This window comes from Cutibacterium equinum (genome assembly GCF_028021195.1).
Classification (GTDB): Bacteria; Actinomycetota; Actinomycetes; order Propionibacteriales; family Propionibacteriaceae; genus Cutibacterium; species Cutibacterium equinum.
Genome location: NZ_CP115668.1, coordinates 297,791 through 311,558 on the forward strand (window position 1 = coordinate 297,791; position 13,768 = coordinate 311,558).

Here is a 13,768-nt window from a genome sequence, read left to right on the forward strand (position 1 = left end):
GTGTGTCACGAGTATTTCCGATCTCCACAGGCGGAACGGTCGAGACGATGAGGCAGAGTGCGGCAGTCTTAGATCATGGCAACTGTTGATCTCAACGCAGACATGGGGGAATCCTTCGGCTCGTGGACGATGGGTGACGACGAGTCTCTGCTGGAAATCGTCACCTCGGCGAATGTGGCCTGCGGGTTCCACGCCGGCGACGCCGTCGTCATGGGACGCACCTGCCAAGCTGCCGCAGAACACGGGGTGTGCGTGGGAGCCCACGTCTCCTATCGGGACCTTGCCGGATTCGGCCGTAACTTTATCGACGTTGACCCTGGACGACTCCGTGACGAGGTTATTTACCAGTTGTCAGCGCTGCGTGGGGTTGCTGCGGTTCATGGTGCATCGGTGCGCTACGTCAAACCTCATGGCGCCTTGTACAACACGATCGTCCACCATGAGGCGCAAGCCAAGGCCATTGTCGAGGCGATTGTGGCCGTCAATTCCGCCACGGATGCTGACCTGGCCATCCTTGGTCTGCCCGGTGCCCTCGTCCTTGACCTTGCCGAGCAGCAGGGGGTGCGAACCCTGCGCGAAGCTTTTGCTGATCGTGCCTACAACCCGGACGGCACCTTGGTGTCGCGCCGCCAGGAGGGGTCGGTACTGCATGACGCCGACGAGGTTGCCCAGCGGGTCGTCACACTGGTGACCCAAGGGACCGTGACCGCTGTCGATGGCACCGAGGTGAGCATTCAGGCCGATTCGGTGTGCGTCCATGGTGATACCCCGGGGGCTGTCACCATGGCCACCGCGGTGCGTGACCGTCTTGCCGCTGCCGGTGTCGACCTGCGAGCCGCTGCATGAGACTGTTGCCAGCTGGGCGCACGGCGGTCCTGGTCGAGTTGGACGACGCCGGTCAGCGGCGACGCCTGCACCACGCCCTGAGTGATCATCCGGCTGATGGAACGGTGGATCTCGTCCCGGCCCAGACGACGGTCCTAATCCAGGTGGAGTCTGCTGACCTGTTGCCGGGGGCCGTCGCCCATATTCAAGACCTGCTCTCGGGGGGATTGGACGCGGTTGAGGAGAGAGCACGCGAACCCATCCCCGTGTCGGTGCGATATGACGGACTCGACCTGTCCGACGTAGCAGAACTGCTAGAGGTGACCACCGACGAGCTCGTGAAGCGGCACACCGACCAGCTGTGGACAGTAGAGTTTGCCGGGTTTATGCCCGGGTTTGGATATATGTCTGGGTCTGACTGGCCGTACCGGATACCGCGTCGCTCCAGCCCTCGAACCCGGATCCCGCCGGGCAGCATCGCCCTGGCTGACGGTTTCACCGGGGCTTACCCGCAGGCATCCCCGGGTGGGTGGCAGATCATCGGGACCACGGACGCGAAACTATGGGACGAGAAAGCTGACCCGCCGGCCCTCTTGTTGCCGGGGGCTGTCATCACATTCGAGGCGGTGACCTCATGACGTACTTCGTCGTCGAGATGGCCGGCCCGAGAACCCTTATCGAGGATGCTGGACGTCGCGGTTGGGCTCATCTGGGGATCAGCGGCTGCGGGGCGTGGGATCGTCGCGCCTACCAGCAGGGCGCTCGTCTCGTCGGGAACACCGCTGGTCTCGGGTGCCTGGAAGTCCTGCTTGGACCGATACGTTTGAAGTGCGTCGGAGGACCCGTTCTTCTTGCTGTGACAGGGGCAGACGCCCAGGTCGATCTGAATGGATCACCCCGTCCCAGCGGCCGTGGTTTTCTTGTCACCGATGGTCAGACGGTGACGGTCGGTGTGCCCGCAACCGGGTTACGGAGCTATGTGTCGATCACCGGAGGAATCAGCGCGACTCCGACCTTTGCCAGCGTCTCGGCCGATCCGACCCGAGGAATGGGACCGGCCTCCCTCAAGACCGGAGACATCCTCCCCATTGGGGATGGGCTAGCTGGTGTCATTGCCACGGAGCCTGTCGACGTCGCTCCGGCGTCTCAAGAGCTTGTCTTGCACGGTGTCTGGGGGCCCCGCGACGACTGGTTCACGAGTGCTGGCCAACGTAGCCTCGAGGAGACGACGTGGCGGGTCGGAGAGGCGAGCGACCGCGTCGGGACGCGGCTGGTAGGGCCATCCCTAGAACGAGCGGTGACGGGGGAACTGACGAGTGAGCCGGTGGTGCGAGGGGCGATTCAGGTGCCCACCTCAGGGGTGCCATTGATCTTCGGACCGGATCATCCGACCACCGGTGGGTATCCGGTTATCGGGGTCATTGATCCTGACGACGCCGACCGGCTTGCCCAGGCCCGCGCTGGGGTCGTTGTGAGGTTCGCGATGTCCCACAGTGACGTTTAATGCGCTGACGTCTTATCTGAAAGCATAACTCCTAGTCAGGAGCCTATTTTGTGGCTCCTGAGCGCTCCTGTGGGGCTACGCTGGCGCCTTCCCAGGGCGATCCGCAGGGTATCATCGAGCTTCGGCTCAACCTGTTCTTCCATAGGAGACCTCTTGTCGTCCGAGCAATCGTCAGTTGCGAATGTCGATCACCTTGCCCGGGACCGAGATGGAAATGTCGTCACCGAGAAGCAGGCCTGGAATGCCCTGTGGGCCTTCCTCATCGGCTTCTTCATGATCCTCGTTGACACGTCGATCGTCACGACCGCTCTGCCAGCGACCATCCGCGCCCTCAACACCAACCTCAACCAAGGCGTGTGGATCAACAGTGCCTATTTGCTGACCTACGCCGTCCCTCTGCTGATCACCGGACGTATGGGTGACCGATGGGGTCCGCGTCGCATGTACCTCATCGGCATGGCCATCTTCGGGGCGTCCTCGCTGGCGTGCGGTCTGTCCCCGACAATCGGTCTCCTCATCGCTGCCCGCGCGGTTCAGGGCATCGGTGCTGCCTTCATGACACCGCAGTCCCTGTCTGTGATCACCCGGCTCTTCGCGCCGGAGAAGCGCGGAGCCGCTATGGGCATGTGGGGAGCTACTGCGGGTGTCGCCAGTTTCGTTGGCCCGGTCCTTGGCGGCATCCTGGTCGACACCCTGGGATGGGAGTGGATCTTCTTCGTCAACGTTCCGATCAGCATCGTCGGCCTGTGGCTGGTCGTCCGGAATGTCCCTGTGCTGGAGACTCACGGTCACTCCTTCGACTGGCTCGGTGTCGTCTTGTCGGGTATCGGAATGACCTTGCTGGTCTTCGGTATCCAGGAAGGTGAGCAGTACAACTGGGGGACGATCACCGGCATCATTTCGGTGCCCTTGCTCATCATCCTCGGCGTGGTTTTCATGGTGATCTTCGTCTTGTCCCAGGCCGAGTGGGCGCAGCCCTATCTGCATCCGCACGCGAGCGACTTCGAGCCGCTGGTCCCGCTGCGTCTGTTCACCAAGCGCAACTTCTCCCTCGCCAATGCTGCGACCTTCCTGGTCGGCATGCTCGTGAACGCCTACGTCTTGCCGACAGCCATCTACCTGCAGAGCGTGCGTGGCAAGTCCCCGACGATCGCTGCCCTTCTGCTCATACCGACTGCTGTCGTGTCTGGTTTGTTGTCTCCTCTGGTCGGACGAGTTCTCCAGCGTCGCCGGTCGGGCCGGATGGCCGCCATCGGCGTGGCTCTCTACGTGATTTCCTCGATCGGGTGGTGGCTGTTCACGGTGCCATCCACCCAACTGTGGGTATTCCCGGTGCTAGCTGCCATCGGCGGTGTTGGTGCGGCCCTCACCTGGAGCGCGATCTCCTTGGTGGGTACTGACGACCTCGGCCAGGCCGACGCCGGAGCCGGTTCGGGAGTGTTCAACGCCACCCGCCAAGTCGGTTCGGCCCTGGGTTCGGCCTTCATCGCCATGGTGATGGATGCCCGCATCAGGGCGCGTCACGATCTGGGGCGAGGCCTTGGCGAGTCCATGTTCGTCACCATCACCGCCGGCACGATCTGCGTCATCGTCTGTGCCTCGTTTGCGAACTTCAAACGTGCACGTGAGCACAATTCCTGACGGCGGCACTCGTGCTTGCGACTGATGGACGGTTCTGAGGTGCCTTTTCGCCTGCCCCGTAGGATGACTCCATGAGGATTGCTATCGGAGGTTTTGCTGGTCTTATCGGCACAGCGCTGGTTCAGCGGCTGCGCAAAGACGGACATGAGGTCGTCACGCTGACGCGTCATGAAGCCATTCAACCCTCTGATCGCAGGTGGGACCTCGACACCTTGTCCATCGCCCCGCCATTCCTCGACGATGTCGACGCCGTGGTGAACTTGGCCGGAGCACCCATCGCTGAGGGACGCTGGACCGACGAACGCAAGACTCGCATCCTGGCATCGCGCATCGACTCCACCCGTCTCATCGTGCGCGCCCTGGCATCCTCGCCACGCTGCCGGGTCTTCCTCAACGGATCGGCCGTGGGCTACTACGGCCCACATGGTGACGAATGGGTCGACGAGAATGACCCCGCTGGTGAAGGGTTCCTGGCCGAAGTCTGCCAGCGATGGGAAGCAGCCGCCTTCTCCGCCCCTGAGGGAGCGCGCGTGGCAACCCTGCGTACCGGTCACGTCATGAGCTCCTTCGGCGGCATCCTCGGCAAGCAGCGCCCGCTCTTCCAGTTCGGATTGGGCGGGAAGGTCGGTGACGGCAGTCAGTACATGTCGTGGATCAGCCTCCACGACCACGTGTCGGCCATGATGCGCATCCTCACTGACGATTCCATCAGCGGGCCGGTCAACCTCGTAGGGCCAAATCCGTGTACCAACGCCGAGTTCACCAAAGCGCTGGCCAAGGCGATGCACCGGCCTGCGGTACTGCCCTTCCCGACCCCGGCGGCGAAGATGGTCTTCGGATCCCAGCTCGTCGACGAGGCACTGTGCTCTGGGCAGAGGGTCAAGCCCGCCAAACTTCTCGATCACGGGTTCGAGTTCCGTGACACCTCCATCAGCGAGTCGATCGCCTCAGCACTTGCAGGACGCCGATGAGTCAGAACAACCAACGCCCAGACACCTTTTCCCGCCCCGACGAATGGGGTTCATGGGAGGACAAGCCGCAACAAGGCGAACCGTCCTGGGAACCTCCCCAGCCAGATGCCAGGCGGGTAGACCACAAGCCGAAACCGGAACCCGAGCCCTACCGCTCAGCCGAGGTCGATCCGTCATGGGAACCACCGTCGGCCTCCTACCAGCAGGCAGCCCCCAAGCCCGTCGCCCGCGCGAAGCGACCCAGTGACGCCCCGGTGGTCACGTGGACCCTCATCGGCATCTGTGTCCTGGTGTGGGCAGGAGAGTTGGTCAGCCCTCAGATCAGCGACGCCGTCGTCCTGGCACCGTCCCAGGCGTTCCATGAACCGTGGCGATTCGTCACCTCGATGTTCGGGCACGCGCCGAGCATCTTTCACATCGGGTTCAACATGTACGCACTGTGGGCCTTCGGTCGGTCGCTGGAACCCTTCCTCGGGCGGGCCCGCTTCCTCGCTGCCTACCTCATGTCCGGGCTGGGCGGGGGAGTGCTGTTCTGCCTGATGGCCTCGCCACACGGTGACGGCACCGTCCTACCGAATATGTACGACGGTGTCGTTGGTGCATCCGGTGCGATCTTCGGCCTGTTCGGAGTTCTGCTCATCGTCCAGCGCAGGCTCGGGGCGTCGACTCGTGAACTGTGGATCCTGCTGGCGCTCAACGTGGCACTGCTGTTCTTCATCTCCGGAATCGCATGGCAGGCCCATCTCGGCGGATTCATCGTCGGACTGGCATGCGGCGTCATTTTCTTCGACGATCCCAAACGCGTTCAGGCAGGCAAGTCACCCCAGACCTGGCCGAGGATGGCGATGGTGTTGGGTGCGCTCGTGGTCTTGGTGGTGCTGAAGTACTACATGCTCTGAGCTAATCGAGTAGGCCAGCTCGCTCTACGAGGACAGCTACCTGCACCCTGTTCGACATGCCGAGCTTGGTTTGGATGTTCGCCAGGTGGGACTTGACGGTCCCAGCAGCCAGATAGAGGCGTTCGCCGATCTCAGAGTTCGACAATCCTTTGGCCGCTTCAATAGCGATGTCGCGCTCCCGGTCGGTGAGCTGGGAGAGCTGCTTGGCGGCCGTACGACGCCGACGACGGGACGGATCGGTGCGCACGGTGTCGAGAAGTTGCTTGGCGCTGCGCGGTGACAGCACAGCATCTCCTGCGGCAGCAGCCTTGATGGCCGTGGTGATCTCCTGCGGAGCGGCGGACTTGAGAAGAAACCCTGAGGCTCCGGCATTGATCGACGACATGACGGCGGCGTCGACGTCCCAGGTCGTCAGAACGACAATCTGAGGTGGTTGCGGATCGGCTCGCAGTGTTGCCGTGGCTGCCACGCCGTCCATTCCGGGCATGCGCAGATCCATGAGAACGACATCTGGTCGCAATTCACGGGCCATGCGGACAGCGTCCTCGCCGTCTCCTGCTTGCCCCACGATCGTAATGGAGTCGTCGTGCCCGACGATTGTCGACACAGCACTGCGTGCCAACGGATCATCATCGACGAGGAGAACGGTAACCATGCAACGCATGGTATCCGCAGGGACTCCGGCGTCAGGCGCGGCGGTCTCAAGAAGCGTTGCGCCACGGGATGGAAACTCTGATGGAAAACACCCCGTTGTCGGCAGTCCAATGCACGGTGCCGCCGAGCAATTTGGCTCTTTCCGTGATACCTGGCAGGCCACGTCCTGAGCCCTCTGATTGCCTGCCTTCTACGACCGGGTTGGAGCATTCGATACGAACCCCGTCGGTGGGTGAAGCACGGACCTTGAGAGAGGCAGTTGTCCCTGGGGCGTGTTTGGCAGCATTGGTCAGCAGCTCCTGGACGGTTCGATACACAGCTCGGGAGAGAGCGGGATCAGCAGAGTCTGCCTCGGAGACGTAAATCGATGCCGTGATCGGCTGACCGGAACCAAAAGTGTCTTCCACGACTTCTGCAAGTTTTGACAACGGAAGATCTGGCGCCGGCGACATGGGTTCGGAGAGCAAGGAGAGCAAGGACCTCAGCTCAGACATCGCCTTGCCCGCTGATTCGCGCAGTGCCTTGGCGCTGTCTCCGTGGGGGGTGCCTTCGAGCTCAGTCTCCAAGGATGCGGCCTGCAGTGAGAGGAGGGACAGCGAATGCCCCAGTGAGTCGTGGACCTCTTGGGCAATCCTGTCGCGCTCTTGACGGCGTGAAACCTCATCATCGAGTCGGGCCGCGCGTTGGTGAGCTGCAGACAGGTTCCGACCCGTCATGACGGCTTCCCGGCGAGAACGGCGAATGAGACCAGCTCCTATCCCGATGACCACGAATGTTGCCGCAACAAGAAGAGCCGTGAGGATAGAAATGGTGTTGGGCGTCTGCGGTGAGGTGTTTGCCTGAAATGCCGACGCTGTGAGCGACGCCCCGACAGGTTGCGCCCGACTGTCAGCAATGACGTCGATAACGGTTGTCACAGCCACCAGACCGGTGCACCACCATGTCGCGGGACCACGCCGTCGGCCGAGTAGGGCTGCCAGGGCAATGAGGGTAGGTACTGGCCCAATGGGCAGAGCCGCGGTGCCGACCGCAGCGGCGATCGTCAATCCGAAGGGGAACCTGTGACGCCAGACCAAGGCCGTTGCCAGGGCGACGTCCAGGATCAGCGAGACAACGATCACTGCGGCGTCAATGTCGGATCCGGCCGGAGTCCCACTGCGATACCCTGCCGGCGAGAACACGATGCTGACCAAGCCAGCGAGGACACTGACCAGGACCAGAAGGATGGTCCGCCATATCGCTGGACGGCTGTCGTGACCGACCTTCTGAAACGTGAACACGGCAGTCATGTTACGGAGTCGACCTCTACTCGTGACACCGCCGTTCGGGTGAGGTGAGGCGGCCGATCGCCAGATACGGTTGTGGCCGTTTGGGCGATGTGGGACGGGGGTGTCCAGCGGTGGACTTGATACATCAATTGAGAACACCTCAGGAGTGATCGTGACCCAGTCCAATTGGAACAGCCAGTCCCAACCACAGCAACCGCAGTCTCCACAGCCCAAGCCAAAGAAGCCGCTCTACAAGCGTGTGTGGTTCTGGCTGCTCGTCATCGTCGTTCTCGTTGCCACCGTTAGTGCGCTGACAAGTGGCGGCGACAGCACCGACCCCACGACGAACGCTCCCGCGTCAGGTGAAGCCAAGACGGCCGACAAGACAGCCAAGAAGCCCGAGGGCAAGAAGGCCGCCGATAAACCTGCCGTAGAGACGAAGCCGACTGAGCGTCTCGTTCTGGAGAAGGGCTACAAGTTCGTAAACGATGAGTTCAGCCCAATGGTGACGGGCACAGTTTCAAACAACTCAGACAAGCCAGTGAAGCTGCTCGTGACGATTACCTTCAACGCCTACGACGAGTCGGGGGCCAATGTTGGCACGTGCACGGACTCGACAGAGAGCATTGACGCCAACGGGAAATGGAAATTCAAGGCGTACTGCCTCGACCAAGACGTCGCAAAGGTCAAGTTCAAGGATCTGTCGGGATTCTGATCCCGTCATTGTGGTTCTGGTGGCGGCCTCTTGTAGGAGAGGCCGCCACACCCATGCCGTCAGACCCCCAACAACATTGGTCCGGCAGGTCAATCATCTCCCTCCATCACCTCGCCGTAGAGACGGCTGGTGTGCAGTGCAATGTAATTGATCTCGGCCTTCGTCAGCTCGTCGCCTATCGCCGTCGAGATACTCTTGGCCACCTCAAGAGCCGCCGAAGTAGCCTGCGGGTAGCGATCCGACATGAGACCTATGATGTCCAGGTCGATCCGGGAGAGCTGCTTGTTATCCGCAGCCCGAGCGAATAGATAACGAAGATGCGTGACGAATCGTGAGGCACTCATGGATGACCGGTTGATCTCGACGTGCCATAGTTCCTCGAGCTTGGCGAAAACCTCCGAGATCGCCTGAGCCATCGTCACGGTGCGCGACAAACCTTTGCCATCCCACTGATGGTTGATGAAATGCAGCGCAAATGCCACCCACTCCTCGGATTGCAGGTGGATGCCAAGAGCACCATCAACAATCTCGACGGCCTTGCGGCCCAAGCTCGCCTCGTCGGGGTACAGCTGCTGAACCTCCCAAGTCAGGGGGAAGTCGATGACGACTCCGCGCTCGGCTCGCTGCACTGCCGTTACGAGGTGATCCAGCACCGGCAGCATCATGCGCTGTGCATTCGGGATCCTCAGCTCCTCCTGAGCCAGCTCGACGATCGCCTGTGCCACCCGCACCTGGGTGTGAGTGGCGTTGCACAGAAGCGAGGCAATCGCGGCCGTTCGGTAGGTGCCCTCCGCCAGATATCGCTGGGCCGATGAGGCGTCGACGACCTCGCCGCGGCGCCGGCCAAAACCGATCCCGCGAGCATTGACGACCATCTGCGTCCCGGAGCGGTCGACGCCGAGAAGGACATTGTTGTTGTAGACCTTCTCGACGACGACGTGCTCGGGACCAAGGTTGGTCAGGCAGTGTTCTGGAGGGAGCACGGGGTTATCCTGCGCTGACAGTCAGCACCGCCGCCGGGTCGTCGCTGCGCTCGGAGACGGTGAAGTCTGACCCATTCGTGATGACCACAGGAGAGATCATCGACGGCACCCGCGGCTTGACGTTGTCGAGGTCGACGCTCAAGAGCGGGTCGCCGACGCTGACGGTGTCACCGTCCTTGACGTGAGCGGTGAACCCTTCGCCCTTGAGGTCGACGGTATCGATGCCGACATGGACGAGGATCTCGGCCCCGTTGTCAGCCTTGAGACCGATGGCGTGCAGGGTCGGGGCCACCAGGGTGACCTCGCCGTCGATGGGAGAGGCAAACTCTCCCGATGCCGGGTCTACCGCGAACCCGGGACCCATGTGCTTGCCGGCGAAGACCGGGTCAGGCACTTCGGTGATGTCCAAAATGGTTCCCGACACGGGCGCCGCGACCTTCAGGGTCTTGTCCTTGTGGCGCTTGTGAAAGAGGGGCATGTCGATTCCTTTCAGTCGTCGATTCCCAGTTCGGCGTTGATGGCGTTCTTGTAGAGGATGGCCTTCGCTCCGTAGACGGCTTGGACGCCGCCACCGACGTCGAAGACCTCGGTCGCTCCCAGGTTCTTGAGCCTGGCCTTGTCGACCTGGTCAGCAGCCGTCACCGAGACGCGCAGACGGGTGATGCATGCATCGACGTCCTCGATGTTCTCGGGGCCGCCTAGGGCGGAGATGATCTGCGTCGCTGCCTGTTCAATATCGTCATTGCCCCGCTCAGACTTGTCAGCGGGCTTGCCGGTTGACTTGCCGACGCTCGGTGCGGCAGCAGCCATGGTGTCCTCAAGGTGTCCCGGAGTCGCGATCTTGAACTTCTTGATGAAGAACATGAAGGAGAAGTAGTACAGGGCGAACCAGATGGCGCCGATCGGCAGGACGTACAACCAGTGGGTCTTGGACTCGCCCTGCAGGACGCCGAACAGCAGGTAGTCGATGGCGCCACCGGAGAAGGTGTTGCCGATACGGATGTTCACGAGGTCGGCAACGAGGAAGGAGATGCCGTCCAGGAAGGAGTGGAACACGTAGAGCAGGGGAGCCACGAAGAGGAACATGTACTCGATCGGCTCAGTGATTCCCGTCAGGAAGGATGTGAAAGCCACAGAAGCGAACAGGCCGGTGTACTTGGCACGGCGTCCCTTCGGCACGCACTGCCACATCGCCAGACATGCGCCCGGCAGGCCGAACATCATGGTGGCAAAGCGGCCGGCGAAGTACCTGGTTGAATGGGTGAACAGTCCGACGTGGTTCGGGTCGGCAAGCTGCGCGAAGAAGATCTTCTGCGCGCCGACGACGGTGTGTCCGGCTACGGCCTCGGAACCGCCCAGTGGGGTGTACCAGAACATCGGGTAGATCATGTGGTGCAGGCCAACGGCGCCCGCTAGTCGCATCAGAAAGCCGTAGAAAAAGGTGCCGATGACTCCCCAACCAGCGATCGCGGTGCCAGCAGACACCATGCCAGCCTGGATAGGCGGCCACACCAAGAAGAACAATGCGCCGATGATAATGCCCGCGAAGGCCGTTGCGATCGGGACGAAACGCGAACCGCCGAAGAAACCCAGGAAAGCCGGTAGCTCGATGTTGTGGTAGCGGTTGTGAAGCCAGACGGCGACGGCGCCGATGACGAGGGACCCGATGACGCCGGTGTCAATTGAGCGGTCGGGGTTGCTGGACAATGAGACGAGCGCTTTGGTGGTGGCCGTCATGACGAGGAACCCAGTGATACCGGCGAGTGCGGCGGTTCCCTTGTCCCGCTTTGCCAGGCCGATGCACAGGCCGATTGACAGCAGAAGAGCGAGGTTTTCGAAGATGACACTTCCAGCCGCGCTCATCACCTGGAAAATGTCCTGGAGAATGGGATTGCCGAGAACGGGGTAGCTCTTGACGGTGGTGGGGTTCGACAACGCACCACCGATACCCAGCAACAAACCTGCCGCTGGGAGGATGGCGATCGGCAGCATGAATGCCTTACCGATCTTCTGCAGGGTCTTGAACATCTCAGTTCTCCAATGGGGTCTGGGCGAGGCGGGCGTGGATCGCGTCGACGAATCGGGTACAGATCTGGGCGGGACGGGTGATAGCGCCTGCGACGACGACGGCGTGGGCTCCGCTGTCGAGAGCAGCGACCGCCAGCTCAGGGGTCGAGATATTGCCCTCTGCGATGACGGGAATGGACAGGTCCGCAGCGAGACGGCTCACCAGTTGGAGGTTGGGTACGGGGGAGTCCGCAGAGGCGGCGGTATAACCCGACAAGGTGGTCCCGACCAGGTCGACACCGCACTTCGCAGCCATGACGGCTTCGTGGTAGGTGGAGATGTCGGCCATCAGAACAGCGGTCGGGTGGGCCTTGCGGATCTCAGTGATGAAGTCGGGGGTGGACATATCGTGTGGATGAACGCGGTCGGTGGCGTCAAAGGCGACGATGTCAGCCCCGGCGGACAGGACTGCCTCGACGTCGTCAAGGGTCGGAGTGATGTAAGGCTCGAAACCGTCGTATTCCTTCTTGAACAGGCCAATCACCGGCAATGGGACGGCTGCTCGGATTTCCTTGATGTCGCGGACCGAATTGGCGCGAATACCGACGGCTCCCGACTGAGCAGCTGCCCTTGCGAACAGAGGCATGACGCCACCGTCCTCGCAATACATGGGTTCGCCAGGTAACGCCTGACAGGAGACAACAAGTCCCTTTCGTAGGGACTCCAGCACTGGATTCATGAGTACCTCCGGCAACGTGTAATACCGGCGTGGACACACTCGTGCCCGCCGGTGGATCAGGTATTGCCGAAAGTTACAAGCCTGAGATCCATGAAGTGTTCTTGGAACCCTAGCACAGCGGTGGTGGAGTGTTGCTGAGGGGGTCTTACTCGGTGAGGGTGGTCAGATCCACGACAACGTCAGCGAGGTGCTCAGGGTCGTGACGGACCTGGTGAAGCCTCTCCTGGATGGCCCACATGGCCCAGGAGTCGACGAAGTATTCGTCACGCCCGAGAGCGCGGTCGCGGCGGGCTTTGTAAGGGCAGGAACACCACACCGTCATCGTGGCCTGCTTGGCATTCATCGCGGTGAGTACTCCGCAGCCCTCGATGACTAGGGGACGATGAGCGTCGAGCGTGAGCTGTTCGGCGAAGCGACCTTGGTGCCAGTCCCAGCGTCGGTATCGGTTTTTGACGGTGAGCTCGCTCAAGTCCCACACCGCTGACAGCCCGGTCCAGCCGGGGTAGAGGTCGTCACCGTGGACGACCTGGGCTGTTGGGCAGAGCTTGGTAAGGCGCTCAGCAAGAGTCGTCTTCCCTGACCCCGAGCCACCGTCAATGAGAACAACTGCCCGCCCCGACGTGGCGTCGATGTGGTCGGCAATCGCCCGGGCAGCGGCAACACTTCCCGTAATCGTCTTCACAGTGTCACCAACTCCCCGCTGCGATGCACCAAACCGTCATCGAGCAAGGATTCCAGGCACCTCGACGCTTGGTCAGACTTCGGCCAGGCCGACAGGGCCACCTCGACCGCGACTCCGTGCGGGCTGTTGCGCACCACGTCCATGATCACCCCGCGGCACTGGCGATCCGTTCCCTTCCAGGGCTGCCCGCGACGGGTCGGAGCGTTGTCGGGCTTACCGTCTGCCACCCACCGGCACTGGGCACAGATCGGGCAGACCTCGCACTGTGGCGAACGAGCCGTGCACACCAGCGCTCCCAGTTCCATGGAGGCCACCGCCCACTTGGCGGCTCGGGCATCTTCCTGGGGAACCAGCGCGTCGGCGACCACTCGCTCGGCCTTCGTCACCGAGGTGGGGCAATTTGCGATCCCGGACTCCGCTCGCGCAATGAGACGACGCACATTGGTGTCGAGCACCGTGGCCCGTCCACCAAAGGCAAAGGACACCACCGCAGCAGCGGTGTAGTCACCGATCCCGGGCAGGGCGATGAGCTCGTCGTAAGTGCTGGGTACGACCCCATCGTGTTCGGTGGCGATGGCGACCGCGCAGGCGTGCAGACGCAGTGCCCGGCGCGGATATCCCAAACGCCCCCACGCGGCGACGGCGACCCCGGACTCCTCCTCGGCCAGATCGTCTGGTGTCGGCCAACGATTCATCCACTCATGCCACGGACCAATGACACGGGCCACCGGCGTCTGCTGGCTCATCACCTCACTGACGAGCACCCCCCACGGTGAGGTCTCTGGTCGACGCCACGGCAGATCCCGTCCGTTAGCGTCGAACCAGTCGCAGACCGCCTCGACGGCCTCCGCAGTCAGCCCGGTCTCAGGCACCGATCATC

At 62.2% G+C, this 13,768-nt stretch carries 15 protein-coding genes; 7 read left to right on the forward strand and 8 right to left on the reverse strand.

Annotation, left to right across the window (positions count from 1 at the left end):
- Nucleotides 1-75 precede the first annotated feature (75 nt).
- The 6 genes from O6R08_RS01265 (at nucleotide 76) to O6R08_RS01290 (ending at nucleotide 5,840) form a co-directional block, all read left to right on the forward strand.
- Nucleotides 76-846: a LamB/YcsF family protein gene (locus tag O6R08_RS01265; protein WP_271418394.1), complete on the forward strand. Its 771-nt coding sequence runs from the start codon at nucleotides 76-78 to the stop codon at nucleotides 844-846.
- Complete coding sequence (locus O6R08_RS01270) at nucleotides 843-1,463, forward strand: 5-oxoprolinase subunit B family protein (protein WP_271418395.1); 621 nt, start codon at nucleotides 843-845, stop codon at nucleotides 1,461-1,463. The genes O6R08_RS01265 and O6R08_RS01270 overlap by 4 nt, the downstream gene beginning before the upstream one ends.
- Nucleotides 1,460-2,329 (forward strand): 5-oxoprolinase subunit C family protein, encoded by an 870-nt coding sequence (locus O6R08_RS01275; protein WP_271418396.1) that lies wholly within the window; start codon nucleotides 1,460-1,462, stop codon nucleotides 2,327-2,329. Before O6R08_RS01270 ends, O6R08_RS01275 begins: the two co-directional genes overlap by 4 nt.
- 153 nt (nucleotides 2,330-2,482) lie before the next feature.
- Nucleotides 2,483-3,970 (forward strand): DHA2 family efflux MFS transporter permease subunit, encoded by a 1,488-nt coding sequence (locus O6R08_RS01280; RefSeq protein WP_271418397.1) that lies wholly within the window; start codon nucleotides 2,483-2,485, stop codon nucleotides 3,968-3,970.
- 71 nt (nucleotides 3,971-4,041) lie between these two features.
- The gene (locus tag O6R08_RS01285; protein WP_271418398.1) at nucleotides 4,042-4,941 is read left to right on the forward strand and encodes a TIGR01777 family oxidoreductase; all 900 of its coding nucleotides are present in this window, start codon (nucleotides 4,042-4,044) and stop codon (nucleotides 4,939-4,941) included.
- Nucleotides 4,938-5,840: a rhomboid family intramembrane serine protease gene (locus O6R08_RS01290; protein ID WP_333907904.1), complete on the forward strand. Its 903-nt coding sequence runs from the start codon at nucleotides 4,938-4,940 to the stop codon at nucleotides 5,838-5,840. Before O6R08_RS01285 ends, O6R08_RS01290 begins: the two co-directional genes overlap by 4 nt.
- Nucleotide 5,841: 1 nt before the next feature.
- Here O6R08_RS01290 and O6R08_RS01295 read toward each other — a convergent pair whose 3' ends face one another.
- Both O6R08_RS01295 and O6R08_RS01300 read right to left on the reverse strand, forming a co-directional pair.
- Nucleotides 5,842-6,495 carry a response regulator gene (locus O6R08_RS01295; protein ID WP_271418399.1) on the reverse strand — a complete coding sequence of 218 codons (654 nt, stop codon included), beginning with the start codon at nucleotides 6,493-6,495 and terminating at the stop codon, nucleotides 5,842-5,844.
- 46 nt (nucleotides 6,496-6,541) lie between these two features.
- The gene (locus tag O6R08_RS01300; RefSeq protein WP_271418400.1) at nucleotides 6,542-7,774 is read right to left on the reverse strand and encodes a sensor histidine kinase; all 1,233 of its coding nucleotides are present in this window, start codon (nucleotides 7,772-7,774) and stop codon (nucleotides 6,542-6,544) included.
- 160 nt (nucleotides 7,775-7,934) lie between these two features.
- On the opposite strand from O6R08_RS01300, the gene O6R08_RS01305 reads away from it, so the two are divergent.
- Nucleotides 7,935-8,477 carry an FxLYD domain-containing protein gene (locus O6R08_RS01305; RefSeq protein WP_271418401.1) on the forward strand — a complete coding sequence of 181 codons (543 nt, stop codon included), beginning with the start codon at nucleotides 7,935-7,937 and terminating at the stop codon, nucleotides 8,475-8,477.
- Between the two features lie 89 nt (nucleotides 8,478-8,566).
- Here the strand turns inward: O6R08_RS01305 and O6R08_RS01310 are convergent, their stop codons facing one another.
- The 6 genes from O6R08_RS01310 to O6R08_RS01335 all read right to left on the reverse strand — a co-directional run bounded on the left by O6R08_RS01310 (nucleotide 8,567) and on the right by O6R08_RS01335 (nucleotide 13,760).
- A complete protein-coding gene (locus O6R08_RS01310; protein ID WP_271418402.1) occupies nucleotides 8,567-9,460 on the reverse strand; it encodes a PRD domain-containing protein in 894 nt (297 codons plus the stop codon).
- Nucleotides 9,461-9,464: 4 nt separating this feature from the next.
- Nucleotides 9,465-9,938 carry a PTS sugar transporter subunit IIA gene (locus tag O6R08_RS01315; RefSeq protein WP_271418403.1) on the reverse strand — a complete coding sequence of 158 codons (474 nt, stop codon included), beginning with the start codon at nucleotides 9,936-9,938 and terminating at the stop codon, nucleotides 9,465-9,467.
- A gap of 11 nt (nucleotides 9,939-9,949) precedes the next feature.
- Nucleotides 9,950-11,488, reverse strand: a complete 1,539-nt coding sequence (locus O6R08_RS01320; RefSeq protein WP_271418404.1) for a PTS transporter subunit EIIC — start codon at nucleotides 11,486-11,488, stop codon at nucleotides 9,950-9,952.
- Between the two features lies 1 nt (nucleotide 11,489).
- Nucleotides 11,490-12,206, reverse strand: a complete 717-nt coding sequence (locus O6R08_RS01325; RefSeq protein ID WP_271418405.1) for an N-acetylmannosamine-6-phosphate 2-epimerase — start codon at nucleotides 12,204-12,206, stop codon at nucleotides 11,490-11,492.
- Nucleotides 12,207-12,351: 145 nt separating this feature from the next.
- Nucleotides 12,352-12,888, reverse strand: coding sequence for a nucleoside/nucleotide kinase family protein (locus O6R08_RS01330; RefSeq protein WP_408640116.1), 537 nt, complete (start codon nucleotides 12,886-12,888; stop codon nucleotides 12,352-12,354).
- Nucleotides 12,885-13,760: an HhH-GPD family protein gene (locus O6R08_RS01335; protein ID WP_271418406.1), complete on the reverse strand. Its 876-nt coding sequence runs from the start codon at nucleotides 13,758-13,760 to the stop codon at nucleotides 12,885-12,887. The genes O6R08_RS01330 and O6R08_RS01335 overlap by 4 nt, the downstream gene beginning before the upstream one ends.
- Between the last annotated feature and the right edge of the window lie 8 nt (nucleotides 13,761-13,768).

Excerpts from the sequence above, each read along its gene's own strand:
- O6R08_RS01295 (WP_271418399.1), bottom strand. The coding sequence starts at position 6,495 with ATGGTTACCGTTCTCCTCGTCGATGATGATCCGTTGGCACGCAGTGCT.
- O6R08_RS01290 (WP_333907904.1), top strand. The coding sequence starts at position 4,938 with ATGAGTCAGAACAACCAACGCCCAGACACCTTTTCCCGCCCCGACGAA.
- O6R08_RS01325 (WP_271418405.1), bottom strand. The coding sequence starts at position 12,206 with ATGAATCCAGTGCTGGAGTCCCTACGAAAGGGACTTGTTGTCTCCTGT.
- O6R08_RS01265 (WP_271418394.1), top strand. The coding sequence starts at position 76 with ATGGCAACTGTTGATCTCAACGCAGACATGGGGGAATCCTTCGGCTCG.
- O6R08_RS01275 (WP_271418396.1), top strand. The coding sequence starts at position 1,460 with ATGACGTACTTCGTCGTCGAGATGGCCGGCCCGAGAACCCTTATCGAG.
- O6R08_RS01270 (WP_271418395.1), top strand. The coding sequence starts at position 843 with ATGAGACTGTTGCCAGCTGGGCGCACGGCGGTCCTGGTCGAGTTGGAC.
- O6R08_RS01320 (WP_271418404.1), bottom strand. The coding sequence starts at position 11,488 with ATGTTCAAGACCCTGCAGAAGATCGGTAAGGCATTCATGCTGCCGATC.
- O6R08_RS01285 (WP_271418398.1), top strand. The coding sequence starts at position 4,042 with ATGAGGATTGCTATCGGAGGTTTTGCTGGTCTTATCGGCACAGCGCTG.
- O6R08_RS01315 (WP_271418403.1), bottom strand. The coding sequence starts at position 9,938 with ATGCCCCTCTTTCACAAGCGCCACAAGGACAAGACCCTGAAGGTCGCG.